Origin of the sequence: Variovorax nivicola (assembly GCF_051216475.1) — a bacterium.
GTDB lineage: Bacteria > Pseudomonadota > Gammaproteobacteria > Burkholderiales > Burkholderiaceae_C > Variovorax.
The window spans coordinates 602189-628690 of record NZ_JBPJZK010000005.1 but is presented as its reverse complement, the minus strand read 5'-3'; the positions used below and the strand labels follow the sequence as shown (position 1 = coordinate 628690).

Sequence of the window (26502 nt, the reverse complement as noted above, 5' to 3'; positions counted from 1 at the left end):
AGAATCCGGCGCTTGCAGTTTCCTCCCTCTCAAGGACACCCTCCATGACCGATCTCTCGAGCTTTCCCATCACGAAAAAATGGCCCGCGCAGCATCCTGACCGGCTGCAGCTGTACTCGCTGCCCACGCCCAACGGCGTGAAGGTGTCGATCATGCTGGAGGAGACCGGCCTGCCCTACGAGCCGCACCTCGTGAGCTTCGAGACCAGCGACCAGATGTCGCCGGAGTTCCTGTCGCTCAACCCGAACAACAAGATCCCGGCCATCATCGACCCCGACGGCCCAGGCGGCAAACCGCTGGCGCTGTTCGAGTCGGGCGCGATCCTCATGTACCTCGCCGAAAAAACCGGCAAGCTCATTCCGCAGGACGCTGCTGGCCGCTACGAAACCCTGCAGTGGGTGATGTTCCAGATGGGCGGCATTGGCCCGATGTTCGGCCAGCTCGGCTTCTTCAACAAGTTCGCCGGCAAGGACTACGAGGACAAGCGTCCGCGCGACCGCTACGTGGGCGAGTCGAAGCGCCTGCTCGGCGTGCTCGACAAGCGCCTGGCAGACCGCGCATGGATCATGGGCGACAGCTACACCATCGCCGACATCGCCACCTTCCCGTGGATCCGCAACCTGATCGGCTTCTACGAGGCGGCGGATCTGGTGGGCTTCAAGGATTTTCCAAACGTTGCACGCGCGCTCGAAGCCTTCGTGGCGCGCCCCGCCGTGGTGGCGGGGTTGGGCATTCCGAAGCGCGGCTGAGCGGTTAGCTCGCGATCAGTTAGCGCTCAAGTCCATCAGCATGCGCGAGAGCAGGTAGAGCCGCGGCACCACGCTCTCGACTTCCGCGTATTCCTCCGGCGTGTGGATGCCGCCCCCCACGATGCCGAAGCCGTCGAGCACCGGCACGCCGACGCCCGCCACCAGGCTCGCGTCGGCCGCGCCGCCGCTGCTCTCGATGGTGAGCTTCTTGCCGATCTCGCCGTAGATGCCTTCGGCCATGCGCACCAGCTTTTCCGACGCAGGCAAACGCGGCATCGGCGGCAGGCCGCGAATCAGGCGCACGCGCACCTCGGTCTCGGGAATCAGCTTGTTCTGCGAAATGCGGATCAGGTCTTTCTCCACACGATCGAACTCTTCAGGCGTGGCCGCGCGCACGTCGCCCTTGGCGCTGGCCGTCGCGGGAATCACGTTGGTCGGGCCATTGGCCGTGAGCACCGTGAAGTTGACCGTGGTCTTCTTCGCTGCGTCCGCCGTCTTCGACAGCTGCAGCACCTGATGCGCCACCTCCATCGCCGCGTTGCGACCGGCCTCGGGCGCCACGCCCGCATGAGCGGCCAGGCCCTTCACCTCGATGAGCGCGGTAGCCGAGCCCTTGCGCTCGACCACGAGGCCGTCGGCCGCGCGGCCCGGCTCCAGGTTCAGCGCCACGTCGTGCTGCTTGGCGATGCGCTCGATGAGCGCGCTGGTGCCGACGGAGCCGACTTCTTCGTTGGTGTCGAGCAGGAAGGTGATCTGCCCATAGTCCTTGAAGCCGATCTGCTTCAGGATCTTCAGCGCATACAGGCCGGCCACCACGCCGCCCTTGTCGTCCATCACGCCGGGGCCATAGGCGCGGCCGTCCTTGATGTAGAAGGGCTTGGCTGCGGCCGTGCCTTCCTTGAAGACGGTGTCCATGTGCGCAAGGATCAGGATCTTCTTCTTGCCCTGGCCGGTCAGCGTCGCGACCACGTTGGTGCCGGGGTGCGGATCGGCCGGAAAGGTCTCGATGCGCGCGCCGAGCTTGCGCAGTTCTTCCACCGCCATCTCGCGGACCTTTTCCAGGCCCGCGGTGTCGGCCGAGCCCGAGTCGATGTTGACCATGCGCTCCAGCATCTTGAGCGCCTCGTCCTTGCTTTGCGTGGCCGCGTCGAGCACGCCCTGGTGCGGCTTCTGCGCCATGGCGTTGCCGGCCAGCAGCATGGCGCACGCGAGTACGGCGCCGTGGCATGCGGTGCGCGCCCAGCGGCGGGTGGATGTGGAGGCCGTAGGAGCCGGGAAGAGATGGCGCGAGTGAATCGTCATGTTGTGCGTTCTGTGCTTTCTGTGGAGGGACGGGGAAGCGGCGGCAGGCTAGCACCCGCTTCGAGAGCGGGTCAAGCACGATGCGGGCCGCGGCACACCGCACCAGCACGCACCTCTAGCCGGGGAAGTCCTCGCCGCGCAGCTCGATCGGCTGGCCGTGCGGCGTGCGGTCGGCCGCGTGGTCCCAGGCGTGGCGGTAGCGAGCCAGTTCGGCATCGGAGCTGGCGCCCTTGCGGGCCACGATGCCTTCGAGCGCGGCAAGCCAGTGGCGGTAGTAGGTCTCGCCAGTGTCGGGATCGCCCGAGGCCTGTGCGGCGGCGATCTGCCCAGCCAGCGCCTCGGCCCACTCCGGCCAGGTGAACAGGCCGCCCTCATGCAGCGCCAGCGTCATCGCGAAGGCTTGCGCCTCCCAGGGTGCATTGAACACGGGCCCATCGGCATCGCGCGGCATGCCGGGCGAAAGGGGCATGTCTTTCATGCCACAGCCTCCAGATAGCTTTCCCACGCATCGACCGACACCAAGAGGTTCTGGCGCGGCGCATCGCTGCCCCAGAGCTCGGCTTCATCGAACTCCACCGTGTAGAGCCACTGCGGCTGCTCGCCGAGCCCCTGCGCATGGCTGTCGGCAAACACATGCGCGCCATGCACGTGCACGATGGTGCCGCGCTTGCCCTGCACATAGCCCGGCAGCCGCGTGTGATGGTCGACCTTGCCGAGGTGGTGCATGCGCACCGGCTGGCCCATGGCGAAGAGCGCCGGGGCCGAGGCCGGCCGCTCGGTCGGCGAGCCCTTGGCGAGAACGGCCGGCACATTGGCCACCTCCAGCACGCGGGCCACGGGCGTGGGCGCGTGGTGCATCTCTCCGCTCGCGATCTCGTCGGGAAAGATCTGTCCGCGCTGCAGCATCAGTTGTTCGAGCGCACTGAGCCAGATCTGGTAGTAGCTCAGGTCGCGATAGTCCGGCAGCGTCTCGCGCACGGCACGGCTCGCATCGATGTTCCATGAACCGGTCGCGCCCATGGCCAGCACGAGCGCCAGCGCGCGCGGCTCCCAGGCCGCGTGAAACAGCTCGCCCTCGGGCTCCGGCACAACTTTGCCGAAACCCGGCTGGCCGCCAAGGTCAGCCTTCGTGACGTAGCTCATGCAGCGCTCCCCTCTTCGGCGGGCGCCTCGACCAGCCGCGTGCCGATCATCGAATCGCGCGAGACCAGCGCGGCGAGTTCGTCTTCGCTCAGGCCTTCGGTGCCGGCAGGTCGCTGCGGAATCACGAGGTAGCGCACCTCGGCGGTCGAGTCCCACACGCGGATGCGCGTGGCCTCGGGCAGCGTCGTGCCGAAATCGGCGAGCACGCCGCGCGGATCTTTCACCACGCGCGAGCGGTACGGCGCGCTCTTGTACCAGGTCGGCGGCAGGCCCAGCACCGGCCACGGGTAGCAGCTGCACAGCGTGCAGACCACCATGTGATGCAGTTCGTCGGTGTTCTCCACCGCCACCATGTGCTCGCCTTGCCGGCCCGTGTAGCCCAGCGAAGCAATCGCCGCAGTGGCATCGGCCAGCAGCCACTGCCGGAAGACCGGATCGACCCAGGCCCGAGCCACCACGCGCGCGCCGTTGCGCGGGCCGACGCGGGTCTGGTAGGTGTCGATCAGCGCATCAAGCGCGGCGGGGTCGATGTAGCCCTTCTGGGTGAGCACACTTTCGAGGGCGCGGACGCGCAGGTCCATCTCGCTGAGTTCGCTGTGTCCGTGGGAGTGGTCATGGCCGGTCATCGGCCAATGCTAGCGCCGCCCCGTAAAATTCCCAACATGACCTCGCCCACTCGCCCCGTCCGCTCCCAGTACGAAGATTTCATGCGCCATGTCGACACTCATGGTGTCTTCAAGAGCGACCGCACAGGCACCGGCACCAAGAGCGTGTTCGGCCACCAGATGCGCTTCGACCTGAACGAGGGCTTCCCGCTGGTCACCACGAAGAAGGTGCACCTGAAGTCCATCATCCAGGAACTGCTGTGGTTCCTGACCGGCTCGAGCAACAACAACTGGCTCAAGGAGCGCGGCGTCACCATCTGGGACGAATGGGCGCGCGAAGACGGCGACCTGGGCCCGGTGTACGGCGTGCAATGGCGCAGCTGGCCCACGCCCGATGGCGGCCACATCGACCAGATTTCCGACGTCATCAAGACCCTCAAGACCAACCCCGATTCGCGCCGCATCATCGTGAGCGCATGGAACGTGGCCGAGCTGTCGAAGATGGCGCTGATGCCCTGCCATGCCTTCTTCCAGTTCTATGTGGCGCCACCGCAGGTCGAGGGCGAACGCGGCAAGCTCAGCTGCCAGTTGTACCAGCGCAGCGCCGACATCTTCCTGGGCGTGCCCTTCAACATCGCAAGCTACGCGCTGCTCACGCACATGGTGGCGCAACAGTGCGACCTCGACGTGGGCGACTTCATCTGGACCGGCGGCGACTGCCACATCTACAGCAACCACGCCGAACAGGTCGCGCTGCAGTTGAGCCGCACGCCGTATCCGTACCCGACGCTGAACATCAAGCGCAAGCCAGACTCGATCTTCGACTATCAGTACGAAGACTTCGAGGTGCTGGACTACCGGCACGGCGATCCGATCAAGGCACCCGTGGCGGTGTGAGCGGAATGAGCAAGCCCCGCATCAACATCATCTTCGCCCGCGCAGCCAACGGCGTGATCGGTGCGAACAACACCATCCCCTGGCACATCCCGGAGGACATGGCGCACTTCAAGCAACAGACCGCGGGCGCGCCGGTGATCATGGGCCGCAAGACCTGGGACTCGCTGCCGCCGCGCTTCCAGCCGCTGCCGGGCCGGCAGAACATCGTGGTGACGCGGCAGGCCGATTGGCAGGCCGAAGGCGCATTCCGCGCGGGCAGCCTGCAAGAAGCGCTATCGCTTTGCGAATCATCGAAGGCCGATGCTCCCGATGTCGTGTGGGTCATCGGCGGCGCGCAGATCTACGCGGAGGCCGAGCCACTTGCGCAACGCGCCGTGGTGACCGAGGTTGCGCGCGACTACGAAGGCGACGCCTACGCTCCTGAACTCGACGCCGCCGCGTGGCGCGAGACGCAACGCGAATCGCATGTCTCGGCCAAGGAAGGCCTGGGCTTCAGCTTCGTGACTTACGAGCGCGTCGCCCCCACGACGAAATGAGCGACAGCGCTCCCCACCGACTGCCCTTGCCGGACTTGCGGCGCCGGTCGCTGGTGGCGAGCGCCGCACTGATCGCGGGTCTCGCGCCGCTGCAAGCAGTGCAGGCAGCAGAGCCGCTCGAGCCCGACGAAGAAGCGCTCTTCATGACCGGCACGGCGCGCCCCACCGTCGACGGCCGGCTCGAAGTCGATATCCACGCGTGGATCTTCGAGCGCGAGCATCGCTGGGGGCTCAACACTGCCCTCGCACGCTATCTCGGCCTGAGCCTGAAGAAGCTCTCGCCCGCCGCGCGCCTGCGTTTCAACCAGCGCACCGCGCTGTTCCATGCGGAGTCGGAAGAAGACAAGGTGATCGACGTCGACTTCGACGGCAGCCCGGCACGCGTGACGATGCCGCCATCGGGCAAGGACGGCCGCAGCAACCTGCGCATCGTGATCGACGCACCGCGCGCGCCACTGCTGCCAACGTCGCCATCACCGCAGGAGTGGGTGCAGTTCCATGGCGTGACCGGCCCGGGCGAATTGCTGCATCGCTTCAGGGGCCATGCGCTGGTTGTGCCCGCGCAAGGCGTGTCGGTCATCTCGGACATCGACGACACCATCAAGCACACGCAGGTGCGCGACCGGCGCGAGATGCTGCTCAACACTTTCGCGCGCCGCTTCGAGGCCGCGCCGCGCATGGCGGCCTGGTACCGCGCGCTGGCGAAGACGCCCGACACGCGCTTTCATTACCTTTCGGCGAGTCCGATCCAGCTCTACCCGGCGCTCTCGGATTTCATTCGCAACGCCGACTTTCCCGCGGGCAGCATGCATCTGCGCGAAAGCACCACGTGGCGCACGCTGATTCCCGGCGAGCAGGATTCGCGCGAGCACAAGCTCGGCGTGATCAACCGGCTGCTCACCGAATTTCCGCAGCGCCGCTTCGTGCTGGTGGGTGACTCGGGCGAAGCCGATCCGGAGATCTACGCGCAAACGTTTCACTCGCATTCGCAACGCATCGACAGCATCGTGATCCGCGACGTGACGGGCGAAGACCGCGCCTCCGATCGCTATCGCGCGACCTTCGAAGGCATCGATCCGGTGCGATGGCACATCGTGATGCCGGACACCACGGCGTGGCCGGCGCAGGCGCTCAACTAGCTGCCGAGTTACCGGAAACAAACTGGCACCTTCGTGGCTCCAGCAGCGCGAAAGGAACACTTCGGTACACCCGAGGAAAGGCATGCGCGGCGCAGGGTTTAGACAACGCTAATTGTTTGTGCGCACAATGCCGTAAACGCCCTCAACCAAAAGGAGACGGCTCATGTCCATGGAATTTCTACGGGTTATCGCCGAGCAGAAATTGCCATACGTTATTCACACGCCGGCTGACATCGACAGGCTGCGCGTGCTGCGTGCGGCAGAGTTGGTGACTGCCTTCATTCCGCCTTCGGACCGCGCCCCCGATGCGCGCGCGATCCGTCAGCTGGCGCAGGTCGAATCGATCACCGCCAAGGGAAAACTGGCACTCAACAAAGCCACTTCGGCATTCATCGAGCTCTAGCAAGGCGCCCCCGCGGCTTCGCACGAAACCCGCGACGTTCGCGCCATTGACGCAGCCCCGCGCTGCGCTCACCCGGGTTCCCCGGGTCCTCCATTCCGGTTACACATCGCGCCGTCCCGCGCACGCGGGAGCACGCGCGCGATAGCACCGCCCCCGCCTTCCTGTCATTGAACTTTGGTCCGATGCGCCAGCCGGCGCGTCTGCCTAGCATTCGGCTACCCACTTGCGTGACAAATCACTCATTTGTGTAACTTTACAAAGCTCAGGTACTTGTTTTCATTGAGTTTTGTCCAGCGCAAACGGGACCCCTCCCCAATTCTGGGGATTGTTAGCAAATATCTCGATTTGTATCTTCCATCCGTCTTTGATGCATGCCGGGACTGCAACGGCAACGGACCGCGCACCGCCCCAACCAGGCGAAGAGCGTCGAGAAATTTCAACGTGTGTTCTTGTCAATTCAACCTTTTCTGAGAGCGAAAAATGTCGAATAGCCTGCAAAACTGGGTAGGACGCAATCGTCCGCCGCGCGTCCAGATCACCTATGACGTGGAGATCGGCGACGCCGTCGAAAAGAAGGAGCTGCCGCTGGTCGTGGGCCTGCTGGCCGACCTGTCGGGCCAGCCTGCACAACCGCTGCCGAAGCTCAAGGAGCGCCGCTTCGTCGAAATCGACCGCGACAACTTCGATGAAGTTCTGGGCAACATCACCCCCCGCCTCGACCTCTCGGTGCCCGACACCATGAAGGGCGAAGGCAACCTGAAGATCGAACTGAGCTTCAAGGAATTCAGCGACTTCCACCCCGAAGCCATCGTGGACCAGGTGCCCCGCCTGGCCAAGCTGCTCGAAGCCCGCCAGCAACTGCGCGACCTGCTCGCCAAGCTCGACGGCAACGACGAACTCGACGACCTGCTCGAGCGCGTGCTGCTGAACACCGAAGACCTGAAGACGGTCCAGAGCCAGGCCAGGGCCGAAGCCGGCAGCGCACCCGCGCAAGCCGCCCCGGCCGCAGCCGCAGCCCCGCAAGCGGCTGCGGAAACCCAATCGTCCCCCGAAGCCGAAGCACCGGCAGCGTGATCAACCACGCCGGCCGCAGCCCTTCGGGCGCGATCCGGCAACTTTTGAATGGTGATAGAGATGGCCAACAAATCCAAAGCCGCTGAAGCCGGCAGCGCAGCAACCACCGTCACGACCAGTGACCTCGGTCTGCTCGACAAGATCGTCCTCGAAGGCAACATGACGACCGAGCCTTCGCAGGGCGCCTACGCGAAGAAGCTGATCGGTCAGCTGGCTTCGCAGATCCTCGACGAAGGCATGAAGACCAGCCCCGACAAGGGCGTGGTCACGCTGATCAACGAGCGCGTCGCCGAAATCGACCGCCTGCTGACCGACCAGCTCAACGCGATCCTGCACGCCCCCGAGTTCCAGGCCCTCGAAGCCTCCTGGCGCGGCCTGCACGACCTGGTGTCGGGCACCGAAACCGGCAGCAACCTGAAGCTGCGCCTGCTCAACGTGAGCAAGAAAGACCTGCTGAAGGACCTGGAGACCGCCGTCGACCACGACACCAGCGTGCTCTTCAAGAAGATCTACGAAGAGGAATACGGCACCTACGGCGGCCACCCCTATTCGCTGCTGATCGGCGACTACTACTTCGGCCGCCACCCGCAAGATATCGCCCTGCTGGAGCGCATCTCCCGCGTGGCCGCCGCCGCGCACGCGCCCTTCATCGCAGCCGCTGCGCCCGCCCTGTTCGACTTCAAGTCGTTCACCGAACTCGGCATTCCGCGCGACCTGTCCAAGACCTTCGAGAGCGCCGAGCTCACTTCGTGGCGCGGCTTCCGCGAATCGGAAGACTCGCGCTACGTCTCGCTGGTGCTGCCGAGCTATGCGGCTCGCCTGCCCTACGGCGCCAAGACCATTCCCGTCGAGAACTTCAACTACGAAGAAGACGTGGACGGCACCGACCACGGCAAGTACCTGTGGGCCAACGCGGCCTACCAGCTGGGCCTTCGCATCACGCAGGCTCACTCGCTGTACGGCTGGACCACGGCCATCCGCGGCGTCGAAGGCGGCGGCAAGGTCGACGGCATGGTGGCCCACGCCTACAAGACGGACGAAGGCGACATCGCCCTGAAGCCGCCGACCGAAGTGACCATCACCGACCGCCGCGAAAAGGAACTGAGCGACCTCGGCTTCATCGCCATCGTCAACTCCAAGGGCTCGAACACCGCGGCCTTCTTCGGTGGCCAGACCGTGAACAAGCCCAAGGTGTACGACAAGGATTCGGCCAACGCCAACGCGGCAGTCTCGGCTCGCCTGCCGTACATCCTGGCGGCCTCGCGTTTCGCGCATTACCTGAAGGTGATCGTGCGCGACAAGATCGGCAGCTTCCAGACGCAGGCCGACATGCAGAAGCACCTGAACAACTGGGTTGCCAACTACGTGCTGGTGAGCCCCTCGGCGCCGCAGGCCATGAAGGCCAAGTACCCGCTGAGCCAGGCCCGCGTGGACGTGACCGAAGTTCCGGGCAAGCCGGGCTCGTACCGCGCCATCGCCTTCCTGAAGCCGCACTTCCAGCTCGAGGAACTCTCGGCCTCGATCCGCCTGGTCGCCGACCTGCCGGCTGCCGCCGCCTGATCGCCCCCTTCTCATTCATCTGCATCGACAGACGAACCAACAGACTTACTGAAAGAACATTCACATGCCTATCTATCTCAAGATCCCAGGTGTCACCGGCCAAACCCAGATCGAGGGCCACAAGGACGAACTGGAAGTCCAGAGCTTCCAGTTCGGCGCCGGCCTCGCCGTGACCGCGGGCACCTCCAACCAGGAACGCACCGCGGGCAAGCCCAGCTTCTCCGAAATCACCGTGACCCGCACCAGCGACTCGGCCACGCCCCAGCTGCTGCAGAAGCTCGCCGGCGGCGAGGTGTTCGCGGGCGACACCATCATCACCTTCCCGCGCGAAGACAAGAGCGGCCTGCTGCCCTTGATGGTCGTGACCCTGACCGACGTGATCCTCAGCGGCCTCTCGGTGTCCAGCGGCGGTGACCTGCCGCAGGAAAGCGTCTCCCTGAACTACGCGGCCATCAAGGTCGAGTACACGAAGCAGAAGGAAGAAGGCGGCCAGGAAGGCATCGCACCGTTCGGCTGGGATCTCTCGAAGAACGTCGCGGTCGCATGACGGCTCGACGCTGACACCCGGCGCCCACCGTGTCCGAACTCATCAAAGGGGGCGTCGCGCCCCTGTTCGACCGGCTGGCGTCGGCGCCGTCCGAGCACGTCCGCGGCGCTGCTCATCTCGAAACAATGGAGTCCTTGCAGGACTCCATTGGTCGTGAGCTGCGCCGTCTGTTCAACACGCGCTCGCCGCTGTCGGCCGCCGACTATGCGCAGGGCAGCGGCACGGTGCTGGAGTACGGCATTCCGGATTTCTCCGCGCTCAGCGCGCAGAACGCCGCCGACCTCCAGCAGCTCTCGGCCACGCTGCGCCAGGCGGTGCAGCGCTACGAGCCGCGCCTGACGGACGTGAGCGTGCAAGTGAGCGCCACGCCCAACCGGCATGAAGTGGCGCTGGTGCGCATCGGCGCGCAGGCGCGGGCCGGGCTCGCGCTGCGCCACGTGGATTTCGAAATGCTGCTCGGCACGCCCGACAGCCTGGTGAAGGTCGCCTGACGTGTCCGACATCCAGCACAGCGACCTGCTGCAGTACTACAAGCGCGAACTGTCCTACCTGCGAGGACAGGGGTCGGACTTCGCCCAACGCTATCCCAAGGTCGCCTCGCGCCTCTCGCTGCACGGCGGCGAATCGCTGGACCCACACACCGAACGACTGATCGAGTCGGTGGCCTTCCTGTCGGCGCGCGTGCATCGCGACCTCGACCAGGAATTTCCCGACGTCGCCTACGCGCTGCTCGACAACCTCTGCCCGTCGCTGGTGCAGCCGCTGCCCTCGATGTCGGTGGCGCAGTTCGGGCTCGATCCGGCACAGGGCAAGGTCACGGCGGGCTTCCGCGTGCCGCGCCACACCATGCTGCATGCGAGGACACAAGCCACGCAGTCGCAGGAGTGCCGCTTCCGCACCGCATGGGACACCGTGCTGTGGCCGCTGCGCATCGCGCACGCCGCCATCGACGCCGACGCCGTGCTGCGGGTGACGCTCGAATGCGACGCTGAAGCCGACTTCTCCGAGCTGGAGATCGACAGCCTGCGCATCCACCTGCAAGGCGACTGGATGACCACGATGCCGCTGTACGACGCACTGGTGTCGGGCGTGAAGTCGGTAGGTGTCACCCCTGAAGGCGGCGCGCTCCAGATGCTGCCTGCCGACGCATGGCGCGAAGTCGGCTTTGCCGAAGGCGAAGAAGTGTTGCCGCAGCCCGCCAACGCACAGCCTGCCTACGGCCTGCTGCAGGAGTACTTCGCGTTTCCGCGCAAGTTTCATTTCTTCGACCTGCATCACCTGCGTTCGCGCCTGGGTCGCGGGCGCAGCTGCGAACTGGTGTTCCAGCTCGACCGCGCCACCAGGGCGCTGCGGCACATCGATGCCGACAACTTCCAGCTCGGCTGCACGCCCATCGTCAACCTGTTTCCGCGCGTGAGCGAGCCACTGGTGATGGACCAGCGCCACTACGAATACATGCTGGTGCCCGACCGCCAGCGCGACGCCACCACCGAGGTGCATTCCATCGTCTCGGTGATCGCCTCCGACCCGGACGCCGACAAGCCTGTCGACGTGCCGGGCTTCGCCGCGCTGGGCCACGTAGATGGCGCACAGGGCGCGCAGGGCGGCGCGGTGTTCTGGGCCGCACGGCGCGAGCCCTGCCTGCGCCAGAACATTCCCGGCACCGACGTGTTCCTGTCTTTCGTCGACCAGGGCAAAACGCACAGCCGACCCGCGCAACCCGTGGTGTATGCCCACCTGCTGTGCACCAACCGGCGGCTGGCCGAGCAGGTGCCCGTGGGCGCGCGCCTCGTGGCCGAAGGCCCATCGCAGCCCACGCACGTGCGCTGCCTGTACGAACCCACCGCGCAGCGCGATCCGCCGCTGGGCAGCGAAACGCTGTGGCGGCTGGTGTCGCTGCTCACGCTCAACCACCAGTCGCTGGTTGACGGCTCCACCGGCCGCGAGCAGCTGCGCGAGATGCTGCTGCTGTTCGCCTCCGACAGCCGGCGCGACCATGCGCAGATCCGCGGCATCGCCGGGCTCTCGGCGCGCGGCGTCACCGCCCACGTGGGCACCGAAGCCTGGCGCGGCTACTGCCGCGGCACGCAGGTCACGCTCGAATTCGAGGACGACGCCTTCGTCGGCGGCTCCCCTCTCATGATGTCGGCCGTGCTCGCGCGCTTCTTCGCGATGTACACCTCGGTGAACTCCTTCGTTCGCCTCGTGGTGCGCAACGGCGAAGAGGTCAGAAAACAATGGGCCCCGATGACGGGCCGGCAGGTCGTGCTGTGATCGAACAACTCACCGCCCGCCCGCAGGACTTCAATCTGTTCCAGGCCATCAGCCTGCTCGAGCGCGCCGCGCCCGAGGCGGTGCCCGTGGGCCGCTCGCAAGGCCCGCGCGAACGCGAGGCCGTGCGGCTGCATGCCTTCGTCACGCTGGCGTTCGAGGCCAGCGACGTGCGCGAAGTCGGCACCGATGCACAGACCGGCGAGCCCTTCGAACTCACCACGCCCGCCCTTTCGCTGGGCGGCAGCGGCGGCCCGCTGCCGATGCCCTTCACCGAGATGCTGCTGGAGCGCCGCCAGCAGCGCGACCACGCGACGGCCGACTTCCTCGACATCTTCAACCACCGCTTCCTGGCGTTCCTGTACCGCAGCCGCCGCAAGCACCATGTGGCGCTCAACCCGCAGTCGCCTTCAAGCTCCACCCTGGCATCCACGCTCGATGCAGCCAGCGCGCTGGGCCTGCGCGCCGGCGTGCGCGCACCCGACGGCTCCGCCCTGTGGCTGCGCCATGCCGGCCTGCTCGGCGGCGCGCCGCGCGGCATGACCGCGCTGCTGGCGCTGCTGCGCGACCGCCTCGGCGTGCAGGTGCACGGCACGCAGTTCCGCGGCCGCTGGCTCGCGCTGGAACCCGATGCCTCGGCCCGGCTGAACATGCGCACGCCGCTGGGCGGCGGCGCCGTGCTCGGCAAGCGCGTGTGGGACCAGGGCGCCGGCATTCGCCTCACATTCAGCAACCTGAGCCAGCGGCGCCTGCGCGCCCTGCTGCCACGCGGCGCCGACCACGCGCTCGCCAAATGGCTGGTGCGCCGCTTCATTCCGCAAGACCTGAAGGTCGAGATGGAGCTGAGCCTCGCACCCACCGAATTGCGCAGCAGCGTGCTCGGCGCCGCGAACCCGATGCGACTGGGCTGGACCTCGTGGGTCGCTGGCCCGACCTTTCGCGGCGCACTGCCGCCCGTTCACCACACCCTGACCAGCGACGGCGGCGACGCGCCCGGCGCCTGACCCGAACACGCCTTATGGACATCGACATCCGCACCCTGCTCGGCCGGCTCAACCCGGAATGCAAGCGCGCCATGGAACAGGCCGCCGAGCTGTGCGTGCAGCAGACGCACTACAACGTCGACCTCGAACACCTGCTGCTGAAGCTGGTGGACAACGACGCACCCGACCTGCGGCTGGTGTTCGGCCGCTTCGGCTTGCGCCCCGACACCGTGCAGGCGCAGCTGCAGAAGTCGCTCGACACCTTCAAGCGCGGCAACGGCCGCACGCCGAGCCTGACGCCCGACTTCGCGCCGCTGTTCCAGGAGGCCTGGCTCATGAGCTCGATGCTGCTGGGCCAGCAGCACATCCGCTCGGGCACGCTGATGCTGGCGCTGCTCGATGTAGACCGCCTGCGCGGCCGCCTGGTCGATGCCGCGCCCGCGCTGCTGCAGATTCCGCGCGGCACGCTGCGCGACGAACTCGCCGGCCTGCTGCAGTCGTCGCCTGAAGATGCGGCCGCTTCGGCACTGTCCGCCGCGCCGATAGCTTCGACGCCTGCCGCGAACCAGTCGGCCGCGCCATCAGCTCCAGACGCCGGTGCGCCGCCGCTACAGATGCCCACCGCGCGCCGCAACAACTCGGCCACGCCCTCGCTCGACCAGTACACGGTCGACATGACGCAGCTCGCGCGCGACGGCGCGATCGACCCCATCCGCGGACGCGACGGCGAGATCCGCCAGATCATCGACGTGCTGCTGCGCCGCCGGCAGAACAACCCCATCCTCACCGGCGAGGCCGGTGTCGGCAAGACAGCCGTGGTCGAAGGCTTCGCGCAACGCGTGGTGCTGGGCGACGTGCCGCCCGCGCTGCGCCAGGTGTCCGTGCGCTCGCTCGACCTTGCGCTGCTGCAGGCGGGCGCCGGCGTGAAGGGCGAGTTCGAGAACCGGCTCAAGTCGGTCATCGCCGAGGTCAAGGCCTCGCCCACGCCGGTGATCCTGTTCATCGACGAGGCGCACCAGCTCATCGGCGCGGGCGGTGCCGAGGGCCAGGGCGACGCGGCCAACCTGCTCAAGCCAGCTCTTGCGCGCGGCGAGCTGCGCACCATCGCCGCCACCACCTGGGCCGAATACAAGAAATACGTCGAGCGCGACCCTGCGCTGGCGCGGCGCTTCCAGGTCGTGAAGGTCGAGGAGCCGAGCGAAGAAGTTGCCATCGACATGCTGCGCGGCATGGTCGAGACGCTGGAGAAGCACCACGGCGTGGAAATCATCGACGACGCCGTGCGCGAGGCAGTCAAGCTCTCGCACCGCTACATCACCGGCCGCCAGCTGCCCGACAAGGCCATCAGCGTGCTCGATACCGCCTGCGCGCGCGTGGCCATCGGGCAGAACGGTCTGCCGGCCGAGCTCGAATCGGCCGCGCGCGACATCTCCACGGGGGAGAGCGAGCTGCGCGTGCTGCGCCATGAAGCCGCCACCGGCGGCGACCACCAGGACGCCATCGCCGCCCTCACCGCACGGCTCGACACGCTGCGCCAGAAGCACAAGCGTCTGTCCGACAAGGTCGACGAAGAAAAGCACGCGGTGATGGAAATCGTCGCGCTGCGCCGCAAGATCGCCGACAGCCTGCGCGACGACGCACCGCCGCCCAACGAAGAGAACGACCCCACGCTGCTCACCGCCGCGCTGCGCCGCCTCGAGAAGGGCCTGGAGGCGCTGCAGAGCGACGAGCCCATGGTGCCCGTGTGCGTCGACGGCGTGATGGTGGCCGAGGTCATCTCCGGCTGGACCGGCATTCCGGTCGGCAAGATGATGACCGACGAGCTGCACACGGTGCTCAACCTGAAAGAGAAGCTCGCCGAGCGCGTGGTCGGGCAAGACGATGCGCTCGATGCCATCGCGCGGCGCGTGCGCACCTTCCGCGCCGACCTCGACGACCCCGGCAAGCCCGTAGGCGTGTTCATGCTGGTGGGCCCCAGCGGCGTGGGCAAGACCGAGACGGCCTTCGCGCTGGCCGACCTGCTGTACGGCGGCGAGCGCAACGTCATCACCGTGAACATGTCGGAGTTCCAGGAGGCGCACACCGTCTCCAGCCTGAAGGGCGCGCCGCCCGGCTACGTGGGCTACGGGCGCGGCGGCGTGCTGACCGAGGCCGTGCGCCGCCGCCCCTACAGCGTGGTGCTGCTCGACGAAATGGAGAAGGCCCACCCCGACGTGCTGGAGCTGTTCTTCCAGGTGTTCGACAAGGGCACGATGGAAGACGGCGAAGGCGTGCAGATCGACTTCAAGAACACGCTGATCCTGCTCACCTCCAACGCCGCGCAAGACGTGATCACGCAGGCTTCGCAGGGCGGGCGCAGGCCCGACCCCGAGGAGCTGGTGGAGCGGCTGCGCCCCGAGCTGCTCAAGCAGTTCAGCCCCGCCTTCCTGGGCCGGCTGGCGCTGGTGCCTTATCACCACCTGGGCGACGAACAGATCCGCTCGATCGTGAACCTCAAGCTCGGCAAGCTGGCGCGGCGCTTCGCGCTGAACCACCACGCAACCTTCACGTGGGACGTGCAGGTGGAAGACGCCATTACCGCGCGCTGCACCGAGGTGGACAGCGGCGCGCGCAACATCGACCACATCCTGGCCCACGCGGTGCTGCCCGAACTCTCGCGCCAGGTGCTGGAGCGCATCTCGATGGCCGCCGCGTTCACCGCGGTGCACATGGGCATGGACGGCGACGGCGCGTTCGCCTTCAGCTTCGAACCGGCAACGCTGAGCTGATAGATGAACATGCGCGAAGGCTTCACCCAGCACGCCGCCTTCCTGACGGTGAAGACCGTGCTCGGGCCGGACGAACTGGTGCTCGACGCCTTCCAGGCCACCGAGGGGTTGTCGCAGCTGTTCGCGTGCTCGCTCACCATGCGCGGCCATTCGGGCACGCTGAAGGCCGACGACCTGATCGGCACCTCGGCCACGGTTGCGCTGCAGCGGCCCGAGAAGGAAACCCGCTTTTTCAACGGCATCGTCTCGCGCTTCACCTACCTGGGCAGCAACCGGGACTTCGCGACCTACTCGCTCGAACTCGTGCCACGCATGTGGCTGCTCACGCTGGGCCGCGACCGCGTGATCTACCAGAGCATGAGCACACCCGACATCCTGCAGAAGGTGCTCGGCGAATTCGGCGTGGCCTTCAGCCTGCAGTTGCAGGGCACCTACGCACCTCGCGAATACTGCGTGCGCTACGACGAGACAGCCTTCGACTTCGTCTCGCGCCTGATGGAAGAGGAAGGCATCTTCTATTTCTTCACCTTCGCGGACGGTGCGCACACGTTGGTGCTGGCCGACAACAACCCGGCGTGCATGCCTTGCCCTCACGCGGAAAATCTCTTCGTGCGCAGCAGCGAGGAAGGCTACGCGCACACGCACGCCGTTACCCGCTTCGAGTCGGACGCACGGCTGGTGACCAAGTCGCATGCGGTGGACGACTACGACTTCCTCACGCCCGACACCAGCCTGCTGGCGAAGCGCGAAGCCGCCATCGGACGCGGCTTCGACTACGAATACCCCTCGCGCGTGCCATTGTCGTCCGGAGATGCGCGGGCGCGCATCCGTCTGGAAGCACACCAGACCGGCAGCCAGTCGGGCCGCGGCGACAGCCATTGCCACTACCTGATGCCAGGCACCACCTTCATGCTGGAAGAGCATCCGCGCGAAGACCTCAACACGAAGCACGTGGTGCACAGCGTGCGGCACCACGCCGAGCACGAGCACTACAGCAACAACTTCGAGACCCTGCCTCCCGACATGCCCTTCCGCCCGCCGCGACTGACGCCACGACCGGTGGTGGCGGGCAACCACACCGCGCAGGTGGTGGGGCCAGCCGGAGAAGAAATCTGGACCGACAAGCACGGGCGCATCAAGGTGCAGTTCCCGTGGGACCGCGTGGGCAAGAAAGACGAGAAAAGCTCGTGCTGGATACGCGTCTCACAGATGTGGGCCGGCGAAGGCTGGGGCGCGCTCTTCCTGCCGCGCATTGGGCAAGAGGTGATCGTGAGCTACGTAGACGGCGACCCCGACCGGCCGCTGGTCTCGGGCCGCGTCTACAACGGCACGCACGTCACGCCGGTCGCTCTGCCGAGCATGTCGTCGCAAAGCACCATCCGCTCACGCTCGACCAAGACCGGAACGGCGGGCAACGAGATGCGCTTCGAGGACAAGAAAGACGCCGAAGAGCTCTACATGCACGCCCAGAAAGACATGCGCGTGGAAATCGAGAACGACCTGACCACCACGGTGATGGCCGGCAACGAACTCCACACCGTCACGAAGGGCAACCGCACGGTCAAGGTCGACACGGGCAACGAGACCCACTCGGTGAAGGGCACGCGCGCGCTGGACGTCACAGGCGACGAGACGCACGACAACAAGGCCAACTTCACGCAGACGGTCACGGGCAACTACGAACTCAAGGTCACGGGCAACCTGGTGATCGACGTGACGGGCACGCTGCTCATCAAGTCGGCCCAGACGCTGGACCTGAAGGCCGGCACCGACCTGGGCGCCAACGCCGGCGTCAACTTCAAGGCCGAGGCCGGCGTGGCGTTCTCGGCCAAGGGCGGCGCCTCGCTGTCGAACGAAGCGCCTTCGATCAGCAGCAAGGCCTCGGGCATGAACGCCGTCGAAGGCGGCGGCATGGTCACGCTCAAGGGCGGTCTTGTGAAGATCAATTGAACGATTGAACGCCATGGCACTTTCTTCCCTCCCAACAAAAGACCTGGCCTCGGTGCCCGAGGCCGCGGTGCGCGAAGCCCTCGACGGCGCTGGCCAGACGGTGGTGCGCGCGTCGTTCCTCGGCGACGTGCCGCACGGGCCGATGCAGGTTTACTCGGCCGCGGGCAAGCCCGCGATGGAGGCCTCTTACCAGGCCGGCGTGCCGCACGGCGCCATGCGCCTGTTCGACGAACGCGGCCAGCTGCTGCAGGAAACGCAGCGCTTCGGCGGCGTGGCCGAAGGCACCACGCGCAGCTACTACCCCAGCGGCAAGCTCATGCAGACGCATCAGCACGTGCGCGGCACGCTGCATGGCGATGCCGTGGCATACGCCGAATCGGGCGACGTCACGGCACGGCTGCGCTACGTGGCCGGCCGCCTCGAAGGCGAAGCCACCTACTACAACGAAGGCCGCATGGTGCGGCGCGAGCAGTACCGCGCCGGCCTGCTCGATGGTGAAGTGCTCGACTACCTGGCAAGCGGCGGCGTGGCGCAGTCGTCCACCTACGTGGCCAGCGTGCTGCACGGCCCGCTGCGGCGCTTCTGGCCCAACGGCCAGCTGATGGAAGAAATCGCGTACCGCCAGGGCAAGTCGCACGGCAACCCGCGCCGCTTCGACCAGGCCGGCCACGAGGTTGTGGAGACAGCCGCATCGCCGGGCTTCATGAAGAGCCTGGAAAAACTCGTGAGGGGGGGCTGAGCCATGGGCATGCACGTCTGCATGGGAGCCACGCTGCAGTGCAGCTTCGGCGCCGCGCCTTCCAACCTCGTGGTGCTGCCCGTGAACGCCGTGGTCACCAGCGGCGTGCCGGCGGCCACCATCATGGACAACAAGCCGATCGCCAACATCTTGCCCTTCGGCACCTGCAACAGCATGTCGAACCCGATGGTGGCCGCAGCCACCGCCGCCGCGCTCGGCGCCTTCACGCCGATGCCCTGCATTCCGGTAACGGCCGCGCCCTGGGCGCCCGGCTCGCCCACGGTGCTGGTCGGCAGCATGCCCGCCCTGCAGGACAGCTCGAAGCTCGCATGCAACTGGGGCGGCGTGATCCAGGTCGTCGTGCCGGGGCAGTTCACTTCAATGGTTCCCTGACACGGTCACTACCTACTCATGTCGCAATACGTTTTCACGATGAGCTCCCGCATGGTCGCCATCACGGTGACCTGCCTGGTACTGCTGTGCGTGCTCCTGTTCCTGATGGGCGTGGAGATCGGCAAGCTGCTGGCGCCCGCGCCCATCGCTGCTGCTCCTGCCGCCGTGGCGCCCGCGCCGCTGCAGTCGCCCTCCCCCGCACCTGCCCCCGCAGCCGCACCGGCTCCCGCCGCCTCCACCCAATGACCAAAGTAGATCCAAGCATGTCGAACAACACACGACACCTCACGGGCATGCACAGCGCGCTGCGTCGCCTCGCCCTTCCAACATTGCTGGCGCTGGCCGGCCTCTGCGCGGGTGGCTCCGCCAGCGCGGCGGGCGAACGGCCCGTGGCGCAGGGCGTGATCGCCGTGCCTGCCGCACTCGCTGCGCCCGCCGCCACAGCGCCCGCGCCCGCATTCCCGGTCGAGCCGGCAGCCCCTGTCGCACCACCGGCGCCCGTGCTCACCAACGGCCTCGTGCGCGTGCCCGATGGCCGCCTGCTCGCGCCCGACATCGCGCGCATCGTGACGCGCGGCGAGCTCGTGGTGGCCATGCTCAAGGTCGACACGCCGCCGTTCTTCTTCTTCGACGACGCCGGCCAGTGGACCGGACTCGAGGTCGGCCTGGCGCAGTCGCTCGCCAAGGAACTGGGCGTCAAGCTGCGCTTCAACCGCGAGGCCGGCACCTTCAACGCGGTGGTCGACCTGCTGGCCAACGGCCAGGCCGACCTGGCCATCAGCAAGCTGTCGCGCACGCTGGCGCGCACGCAGACCATTGCGTTCAGCGACGCCTACCTCACGCTGAACCACTCGCTGATCCTCAACCGCGTGAAGTTCGCGCAGATCTCGCACGGGCGCCCGCTGCCCGAGGTCATTCGCAACTTCAACGGCAGCATCGGCGTGATCGCCAAGTCTTCTTTCGCGGACTACGCGCGCACCAACTTCCCGCACGCCAAGGTGCAGGAGTTTCCGACGTGGAACGAGGTGCTGGTGGCCCTGCACAAGGGCGAGATCGTGAGCGCCTACCGCGACGAGTTCGAGGTCAAGCGCGTGCTCAAGGCTGACCCGACCGTGTCGCTGGTGCTGCGCACCGTGACGCTGAAGGACCTGGAAGACACGTTGGGCATCGGCGTGGCCGTGACCGACACCACGCTGCTGGCCTACGTCAACCAGTTCCTCGCCCAGCGCACCGAGAAGCTGGACATCCAGAAGGTGCTGCAGGCACTCGACCGCTGAGCCGCAAAGAACACGCACCCATCATGAATTCCTCCAAGCTCTACGCCTTCGTCCTCAACCCCTGGGTCGTGATCATCAGCCTCGGGGCCGGCGTGGCCTTCGGCATGCTCGCGCCCCCGCTCGCCACCACCCTCAGCTTCGTGGGCGACATCTACGTCGACCTGCTGAAGATGATCACGCTGCCCTTCATGGTCTCGGCCGTGATCTTCAGCCTGCAGCGGCTGTTTCGCGACGGCGGCACGGCCAGCCTGCTGGGCCGCGTGGCGCTGGTGTTCCTCGCGTTCTCGGCCTTCGTGGCCATTGCCGGCGCGGCCACGCTGCTGCTTCTTCGCCCCGGCGAGAACCTGCCGGCCAGCACCATGCAGACCTTCGGCCAGATCGTCGGCGGCGACCTGAGCGCGAGCGACACAGCCATGAGCCTGCGCGGCACCGATGAAGTGAAGAAAACCGCCAGCTTCGCCGACATGCTGGTGAGCCTGGTGCCCGCCAACATCTTCACGGCGCTGGCCAACGGCGACACGCTGAAGACGCTGGTGTTCGCGCTGCTCTTCGGCCTGGCGGTGGGGCACGTGCCCACGCGCATTTCAGACGGTCTCACGCAGGCGCTCGAAACCGTCTATCACGCCTGCCAGACGCTGATGCGCTGGCTGAGCTTTCCGCTGCCCGTGGTGCTGTTCTGCATGAGCGCGGCGCAGCTGGGCAAGACGGGCATCGAGCCGCTGCGCGCGATGGGCGCCTTCGTGCTGGCCTTCCTGGTGGTGTCGACGGTGCTGCTGGCGGTGGCCTGCGTGATCATCTGGAAGCGCTCCAACGGCACGCTGGGGCAAACGCTCAATGCCATGCGCGGCCCCTTCGCGCTGGCGCTGGCCACGCGCAGCAGCGCCACCTGCATGCCGATCATGATCGAGAGCCTGGTCACGCGGCTGGGCTTCGCGCGCTCGCGGGTCGAGCTGCTGGTGCCGCTCACGGTGTCGCTGCTGCGCATCGGGCCGGTCGTGTACTACGTGTGCGCCACGCTCTTCATCGCGCAGATCTACGGGCGCTCGCTGTCGCCGGTAGAGATCGGCATCGTGCTCACCTCTTCGGTGCTCGCGGGCTTTGCCTCGGCGGGCATGACGGGGCTGGTAACGGTGTCGCTGATCGGCATGACCTGCACCTACCTGGGCCTGCCCTTCGAGGCGGCGTTCATCCTGTTCCTGGCGGTGGACCCGGTGTGCGACATGCTGCGCACGCTGGTGCTGGTCATCGGCAACACCGCGGCGGTCGCTGTCGTGTGCCCCCGGCCACTGAAGATCTAGGGAGCACGCACTCATGTCACGCATCGGCGTTCTCGGCGGCATGGGCCCATCGGCAACGGTGGACTTCATGGAAAAGATCATCCAGCTCACTCCCGCCACGCGCGACCAGGAGCACCTGCCGGTGATCGTGGCGAACCTGCCGCACGTGCCGGACCGCTCCAGCGCCATCCTGGGCACGGGGCCCGACCCGCTGAGCGCGCTGCTCGCGGGCATCGACGTGCTCAACGACATCGGCGTGGGCGTGATCGCGATTCCCTGCAACTCGTCGCACCACTGGTATGCGCAGATGGTCGAGCACAGCCGGGCACCGGTGATCCACATCGCGCAGTCGTGCGTGGCCGCCATTGCCACTGCACCGAGCGAACGGCCGGTGCGGGTGGCGGTGCTCGCCACGCGCGGCGCGCTGGCCTCGGGCTTCTACCAGCAGGCGCTGCGCGAACGCGGCATCGACTTTCTCGTGCCCGACGCCACGACCGGCCAGGACCACGTGGACGCCTGCATCCGCGCCGTGAAGGGCGGCGACGTGCAGGCCGGCGCGGCGGCCTTCGAGCGTGCGCTGGAAGCACTGGCCGCCACAGGTGCCACCGCCGTCATCATGGGCTGCACGGAACTGCCGATCGCCGCAAAGGCCGCGAACGCCGCCGGGCACAGCGCGCTGACGCTGATCGACAGCTCGCTGGAGCTGGCCCGCGCCACGGTCGCCTTCGCGCTCGACAAGGGATGGAACAAGCCGACATGGGTTTCCTGACGCGCATGTCCCACAGCCTGCTCGCCCTGCTGCTGTGCATGGCGGCAGGCGGTGTCGTGGGCGTCTATGCGCCCATGGTGGGCGACGTGGGGTACACGGCGGCGCTGGTCTACCTGGCAATCGTGAGCATGGCGGCCATTCCGCTGCTGGTGGTCGCCACCTTCTTCGGCCTGCGCCAGACCATGGGGCTGCCCTTTCCGGGACGCCGCATCGCGATGATCGCGGGCCTTGCGCTGCTGCTGGTGATGAGCTGCGCGGCCACCGGGCTGGCGCTGGGCTGGGTGAACGCACCGGGCGCTCACCTGGACGCCGAATCGCGCGAGCACCTGGGCGAACTGGTGCAGCAGGCCGGCGACGGCGGCGACCTCGAAATGCGCCTGCACGACAGCAGCACGCAGGCAACGGCCATCGAGCGCCCCCGCGTCACGCTGGTGCCCGACAACTTCTTCCGCGTGCTGGTGGAGGGGCGCTCGCTGGGCATCCTGTCGTGCGCGCTGCTGTTCGGCCTGGCTTTTGCCGCGCTGGCGCGCACACAGCACGCCGCGCTCAACCACATGTTCGAAGGCATCTACCGCACGCTCGAACTCATCATCGCGCGCGCCAACATCCTGCTGCCGGTGGTGGCCTTCGGCATGTCTGCGCACGTGTTCGCGCAGACCGACGCAGTGACCATCCGCGCCATGAGCGGCTTCCTGCTGCACTTCGTGGCGCTGGTGGCGCTGCTGGCCGCGGGCGCCATCGCGGTGATCCACCAGCGCGGCAACCAGCCGCTGGCCGATGTGCTGCAGCACCTGAAGACGCCGATGCTGGTGAGCCTGATGTCGTCGAGCACCACGGCCAGCATTCCGCACACCATCGAGGCGATGAGCGCACGGCTGGGCTTCAGCCGCGGCATCGTCGAGCTGGTGGTGCCCACTGCCTCGGTGTTCCTGCGCGCGGGCTCGGCGCTGTACTACGTGCTGCTGGCACTGTTCGTGGCCAATCTCTATGACCGCACGCTCAGCGCGGCCGACATCGCAATGATCGGCATGGGCGCGACGGTCGCGGCCTTTGCATCGGCGGGCAACAACAGCCTGACCAACGTGGGCTACGCGGGCATCGTGCTGTCGATGCTGCAACTGCCCATCGAGGCCGCGCTGGCGCTGTTCCTGGCCATCGACCTGATCTGCGAAGGGCCGCGCAACCTGCTGACGCTGCTGGCCACCTGCGTGCTGATTTCCGTCGTGTCGGCGGGCCTGCCGTCGGAGCGCGTGACGACGCCCACCGCTGATGCGGCGCCCGTGCAGCCGCTGCGCTTCGTGCTCACGCGCGGAAACGTCATGCTGCTGGCGGGCTGCAGCGTGCTGGCCTCCCTGCTGATTTTGCTGATGGGCATTGCCGTGGGAGCGCGGCAGGCGCAGCCCTCCGCCGCGTATGCAACTTCGGCCGCGGCGAACCCTGGAATCTCGCGATGAACCGCACAAAGACTTCTCTCTTCAGATGGATCGCCGCCCTGCTGCTGCTCTCGCAGCTGGCCGCATGCGGCAGCCTGTTTCCCAAGGGCACGCGCGTGAACTGGAGCGAGCTCACGCTGTCGGCCTCGCCCGATGCCAACCAGAACAGCCCGGTGGCGGTCGACGTGGTGATGGTGCTCGACGACACCATGCTCGCCCGCGTCACCGAGCTCACCGCGGCCAAGTGGTTCGGCGCACGCGCTGACCTGCAGAAGACCTTTCCGCAGAGCCTGTCGTACCTCTCGTGGGAGCTGGTGCCGGGCCAGACGATTCGCGTGCCCTCCAGCGCCTTCGGCTCGCAGCGCGTGGCGGCAGTGCTCGTCTTCGCGAACTACACCACGCCCGGCGCCAATCGCGTGCGGGTGGAAGACCTCAAGGGCGCCGTTGTCGCCCGCTTCGACGTTCAAAGCTTCGACGTGTCGACCACACGCTGAACAACCCGGACCCTCGCCAGTGAACACCGCATTCCATCTTTCTTCCCGCGCAGGAGCCCGCCATGTCTGACGTGCACCGCGCCGTCCCCATCACCGATCGCATCGAGTGGCATGAAGGCATGCTGCTGTCGCCGCAGCACTTCCAGCAGCTCTCTGCGCGCACCGATTCCCTCGTGGCCTGGCAGACGCTGGCCGCCGCGCCGTTCAGCTGGGGCGTGCGCCGCCTGGTGTTCGACCAGGGCCTGCTGCCCGCAGGCCTGCTGCGCGTGCTGGCGCTCGACGCCATCCTGCCGGACGGCACCGCCGTGCAGTACTCGGCCGCCGAGGCCGCGCACGGCGCGCTCGAACTCTCGCTCGCGCCGCATGCGGACCAGCTGGCCATCGAGCCGCTCGACATCTACCTCACGCTGCCGGTCGCCGGCCCCGCGCGGCATCGCGGCGCGACCGTGCGCTTTCGCTCGGTATCAGGTGCGCCGGTGGAAGACGCCGTGTCGGACGCCGAGCCCGCGAGCATTCCCCGCATGCTGCCGCGCCTGGCGCTCAGCGCGGGCGCGGTGCCGCCCGGCACGCACGTGCATCTGCGCCTGGGCCAGGTGTTCAAGGACAACGAGGTGGTGAAGCTCGGCGAAGCACAACCGCCGCTGCTGGAAGTAGCGCGCGACAACCCCCTGTGGACTGCGGCCGCCGGCCTGCTGGGCCAGTTGCGCGGCAAGGCGGCCTTCGTCGCGAAGCAGACTGCCGTGCCCTCCTCGCGCGTGGACGACCGCCTCGCCCACCTCGAACTGAAGGACCGGCTGCGCAGCCTGCTGTCGGGCCTGCCGCATGCTGAGGCCGTGCTGCGCACGCCGCATCTGCATCCGCTGCCGATGTACTGGTCGCTGTGCGCGCTGCTGGCATCGCTGAGCCTGCTACGGCCCGGCGGCCTGCCGCCGGTGCCGATGGACTACGACCATGCGAACCCCTCGCGCGTGTTCCAGCCTCTGCTGCTGGCGCTGCGCGACGCGGTGTCCGAAGTGAGTCAGGAGTACCGCGAGCACAAGTTCGAGTTTCGCCAGGGCGCATTCGAGACCACGCTGCAGCCGCAGTGGCTGGCCGGCGCGCGCATCGTCGTCGGCCTGCGCGGCCAGTCCGACAAGGATCTGCTGGCCTGGATGGACAGCGCCATCGTCGGCGCGCAGTCGGCCTACCCCTCACTGCGCGAGCGCCGCGTGCTGGGCGCGGTGCGCCGGCCCATCGAGTCGGCCGACGAGCTTGGGCTGCGCCCCGGCTCGGGCTACCTGCTCTACGCCATCCAGACCAGCACCGCGTTGACCGTGCCCGGCGAACTGCTGGTGATCGCCAACGCCAACGAAGGCGCCACCGCGCAGCCTCCGCAGGAAATCGTGCTGTTCATCAAAGACTGATCGACCCCCATGGCACGCACCCTCCCCGACCTTGCGGTCGACGACCACATCACCAAGCAGTTCCGCGCGTTCTACGACGAGATCGTGAAAGCGCGCGACCGCACCGCCGAATCGCGCGAGACCGACATCGACATGGTGGCGCAGGCGCTGGCCCGCCATCTGGAGAACCTGCTCGAGCTGCAATCGCTCGAATCGCGCCGCGAGAGCACGCGCTTCGAGCTGGAGAACGTGGCCGATGCGCGCTACCTCAAGGCCGCGCTGGCCGACGAGATCTTGCTGCACACGCCGTGGATCGGCCGCGAGCGCTGGACCGCACATCTGCTGGAGTCTTCGCTGTTCCGCACCAACATCGCGGGTGACCTGGTGTTCAGCCGCATCGAAGAGCTGCTCTCGGGCCGCGAGCCTTCGCGCCGCGACATCGCGCGGCTGTATCTCTTTGCGCTGGCGCTGGGCTTCCAGGGCAAGTACCGCGGTGGTGGCGAAGAAGCGCGCCTGCTGGGCTACCGCGAAGAGCTGTTCCAGTTCGTCTACCAGCGTCAGGCCGACTTCTCCGGCCGCGACCGCGTGGTGTCCGAGCGGGCCTATGCGAGCACGCTCTCGCACATCGCACCGCGCAAGCTGCCCACGCTGAGCCGCTGGACGGTGCTGTTCCTGCTGTGTACCGCCTCGCTGCTGGCGGTGTCGGAGTTGTTGTGGCTGTGGCAGTCGTGGCCGGTGCGGCAGGTGCTGCAGCCGGGTGCGGTCGATGCATCGGGGGCCTACCAGCGATGAACGACATGCGCCATTCAAA

Annotated in this window: 27 protein-coding genes; 23 read left to right on the top strand and 4 right to left on the bottom strand. The window is 67.2% G+C overall.

Annotation, left to right across the window (positions count from 1 at the left end):
- The first annotated feature begins 44 nt into the window (after window positions 1-44).
- Window positions 45-749, top strand: coding sequence for a glutathione S-transferase N-terminal domain-containing protein (locus tag ACSFBF_RS23190; RefSeq protein ID WP_435471050.1), 705 nt, complete (start codon window positions 45-47; stop codon window positions 747-749).
- A 15-nt stretch (window positions 750-764) separates the two neighbouring features.
- Here ACSFBF_RS23190 and ACSFBF_RS23185 read toward each other — a convergent pair whose 3' ends face one another.
- The 4 genes from ACSFBF_RS23185 to nthA form a co-directional block, all read right to left on the bottom strand.
- Window positions 765-2051, bottom strand: a complete 1287-nt coding sequence (locus ACSFBF_RS23185; protein WP_435471048.1) for a M20/M25/M40 family metallo-hydrolase — start codon at window positions 2049-2051, stop codon at window positions 765-767.
- 115 nt (window positions 2052-2166) lie between these two features.
- Entirely contained in the window at window positions 2167-2529 is a 363-nt protein-coding gene (locus tag ACSFBF_RS23180) for a nitrile hydratase accessory protein (protein ID WP_435471046.1), read from the bottom strand.
- Complete coding sequence (nthB, locus tag ACSFBF_RS23175; protein WP_435471044.1) at window positions 2526-3194, bottom strand: nitrile hydratase subunit beta; 669 nt, start codon at window positions 3192-3194, stop codon at window positions 2526-2528. The genes ACSFBF_RS23180 and nthB overlap by 4 nt, the downstream gene beginning before the upstream one ends.
- The gene (nthA, locus tag ACSFBF_RS23170; RefSeq protein ID WP_435471042.1) at window positions 3191-3820 is read right to left on the bottom strand and encodes a nitrile hydratase subunit alpha; all 630 of its coding nucleotides are present in this window, start codon (window positions 3818-3820) and stop codon (window positions 3191-3193) included. Before nthA ends, nthB begins: the two co-directional genes overlap by 4 nt.
- Before the next feature lie 36 nt (window positions 3821-3856).
- Between nthA and ACSFBF_RS23165 the strand changes: the two genes are divergently transcribed.
- The 22 genes from ACSFBF_RS23165 (at window position 3857) to ACSFBF_RS23060 (ending at window position 26483) form a co-directional block, all read left to right on the top strand.
- Window positions 3857-4696 carry a thymidylate synthase gene (locus ACSFBF_RS23165; RefSeq protein ID WP_435471040.1) on the top strand — a complete coding sequence of 280 codons (840 nt, stop codon included), beginning with the start codon at window positions 3857-3859 and terminating at the stop codon, window positions 4694-4696.
- A 5-nt stretch (window positions 4697-4701) separates the two neighbouring features.
- On the top strand, window positions 4702-5232 hold the full coding sequence (locus ACSFBF_RS23160) for a dihydrofolate reductase (protein ID WP_435471038.1): 531 nt from the start codon (window positions 4702-4704) through the stop codon (window positions 5230-5232).
- Entirely contained in the window at window positions 5229-6371 is a 1143-nt protein-coding gene (locus ACSFBF_RS23155) for a phosphatidate phosphatase App1 family protein (RefSeq protein WP_435471036.1), read from the top strand. Before ACSFBF_RS23160 ends, ACSFBF_RS23155 begins: the two co-directional genes overlap by 4 nt.
- A gap of 163 nt (window positions 6372-6534) precedes the next feature.
- A complete protein-coding gene (locus ACSFBF_RS23150) occupies window positions 6535-6774 on the top strand; it encodes a hypothetical protein (RefSeq protein WP_007829428.1) in 240 nt (79 codons plus the stop codon).
- Window positions 6775-7254: 480 nt separating this feature from the next.
- Complete coding sequence (gene tssB, locus ACSFBF_RS23145) at window positions 7255-7848, top strand: type VI secretion system contractile sheath small subunit (RefSeq protein ID WP_435460894.1); 594 nt, start codon at window positions 7255-7257, stop codon at window positions 7846-7848.
- Between the two features lie 60 nt (window positions 7849-7908).
- On the top strand, window positions 7909-9408 hold the full coding sequence (gene tssC / locus ACSFBF_RS23140; protein WP_435471034.1) for a type VI secretion system contractile sheath large subunit: 1500 nt from the start codon (window positions 7909-7911) through the stop codon (window positions 9406-9408).
- Window positions 9409-9472: 64 nt separating this feature from the next.
- Entirely contained in the window at window positions 9473-9955 is a 483-nt protein-coding gene (locus ACSFBF_RS23135) for an Hcp family type VI secretion system effector (RefSeq protein WP_093058217.1), read from the top strand.
- A gap of 29 nt (window positions 9956-9984) precedes the next feature.
- Window positions 9985-10446 (top strand): type VI secretion system baseplate subunit TssE, encoded by a 462-nt coding sequence (gene tssE, locus ACSFBF_RS23130; protein WP_435471031.1) that lies wholly within the window; start codon window positions 9985-9987, stop codon window positions 10444-10446.
- A 1-nt stretch (window position 10447) separates the two neighbouring features.
- Window positions 10448-12229 (top strand): type VI secretion system baseplate subunit TssF, encoded by a 1782-nt coding sequence (tssF, locus tag ACSFBF_RS23125; protein WP_435471029.1) that lies wholly within the window; start codon window positions 10448-10450, stop codon window positions 12227-12229.
- Window positions 12226-13230 (top strand): type VI secretion system baseplate subunit TssG, encoded by a 1005-nt coding sequence (gene tssG, locus ACSFBF_RS23120; protein ID WP_435471027.1) that lies wholly within the window; start codon window positions 12226-12228, stop codon window positions 13228-13230. Before tssF ends, tssG begins: the two co-directional genes overlap by 4 nt.
- A gap of 14 nt (window positions 13231-13244) precedes the next feature.
- Window positions 13245-15977, top strand: coding sequence for a type VI secretion system ATPase TssH (gene tssH / locus ACSFBF_RS23115; protein WP_435471025.1), 2733 nt, complete (start codon window positions 13245-13247; stop codon window positions 15975-15977).
- 3 nt (window positions 15978-15980) lie between these two features.
- On the top strand, window positions 15981-17927 hold the full coding sequence (locus tag ACSFBF_RS23110) for a type VI secretion system Vgr family protein (protein ID WP_435471023.1): 1947 nt from the start codon (window positions 15981-15983) through the stop codon (window positions 17925-17927).
- A 13-nt stretch (window positions 17928-17940) separates the two neighbouring features.
- A complete protein-coding gene (locus ACSFBF_RS23105) occupies window positions 17941-18666 on the top strand; it encodes a toxin-antitoxin system YwqK family antitoxin (RefSeq protein WP_435471021.1) in 726 nt (241 codons plus the stop codon).
- Window positions 18667-18669: 3 nt separating this feature from the next.
- Window positions 18670-19059: a DUF4280 domain-containing protein gene (locus tag ACSFBF_RS23100; protein WP_093078883.1), complete on the top strand. Its 390-nt coding sequence runs from the start codon at window positions 18670-18672 to the stop codon at window positions 19057-19059.
- A gap of 39 nt (window positions 19060-19098) precedes the next feature.
- Window positions 19099-19305, top strand: a complete 207-nt coding sequence (locus ACSFBF_RS23095) for a hypothetical protein (RefSeq protein ID WP_435471019.1) — start codon at window positions 19099-19101, stop codon at window positions 19303-19305.
- A complete protein-coding gene (locus tag ACSFBF_RS23090; RefSeq protein WP_435471017.1) occupies window positions 19302-20336 on the top strand; it encodes an ABC transporter substrate-binding protein in 1035 nt (344 codons plus the stop codon). Before ACSFBF_RS23095 ends, ACSFBF_RS23090 begins: the two co-directional genes overlap by 4 nt.
- Before the next feature lie 23 nt (window positions 20337-20359).
- Window positions 20360-21634 carry a dicarboxylate/amino acid:cation symporter gene (locus tag ACSFBF_RS23085; RefSeq protein WP_093058209.1) on the top strand — a complete coding sequence of 425 codons (1275 nt, stop codon included), beginning with the start codon at window positions 20360-20362 and terminating at the stop codon, window positions 21632-21634.
- Window positions 21635-21647: 13 nt separating this feature from the next.
- Window positions 21648-22382 (top strand): cysteate racemase, encoded by a 735-nt coding sequence (gene cuyB, locus ACSFBF_RS23080; protein ID WP_435471014.1) that lies wholly within the window; start codon window positions 21648-21650, stop codon window positions 22380-22382.
- A complete protein-coding gene (locus tag ACSFBF_RS23075) occupies window positions 22355-23836 on the top strand; it encodes a dicarboxylate/amino acid:cation symporter (protein WP_435471012.1) in 1482 nt (493 codons plus the stop codon). Before cuyB ends, ACSFBF_RS23075 begins: the two co-directional genes overlap by 28 nt.
- A complete protein-coding gene (locus ACSFBF_RS23070; RefSeq protein ID WP_097199654.1) occupies window positions 23833-24309 on the top strand; it encodes a hypothetical protein in 477 nt (158 codons plus the stop codon). Before ACSFBF_RS23075 ends, ACSFBF_RS23070 begins: the two co-directional genes overlap by 4 nt.
- Before the next feature lie 62 nt (window positions 24310-24371).
- Entirely contained in the window at window positions 24372-25712 is a 1341-nt protein-coding gene (gene tssK / locus ACSFBF_RS23065; protein ID WP_435471010.1) for a type VI secretion system baseplate subunit TssK, read from the top strand.
- Between the two features lie 9 nt (window positions 25713-25721).
- Window positions 25722-26483, top strand: coding sequence for a DotU family type IV/VI secretion system protein (locus ACSFBF_RS23060; RefSeq protein ID WP_093058205.1), 762 nt, complete (start codon window positions 25722-25724; stop codon window positions 26481-26483).
- Window positions 26484-26502: the final 19 nt, after the last annotated feature.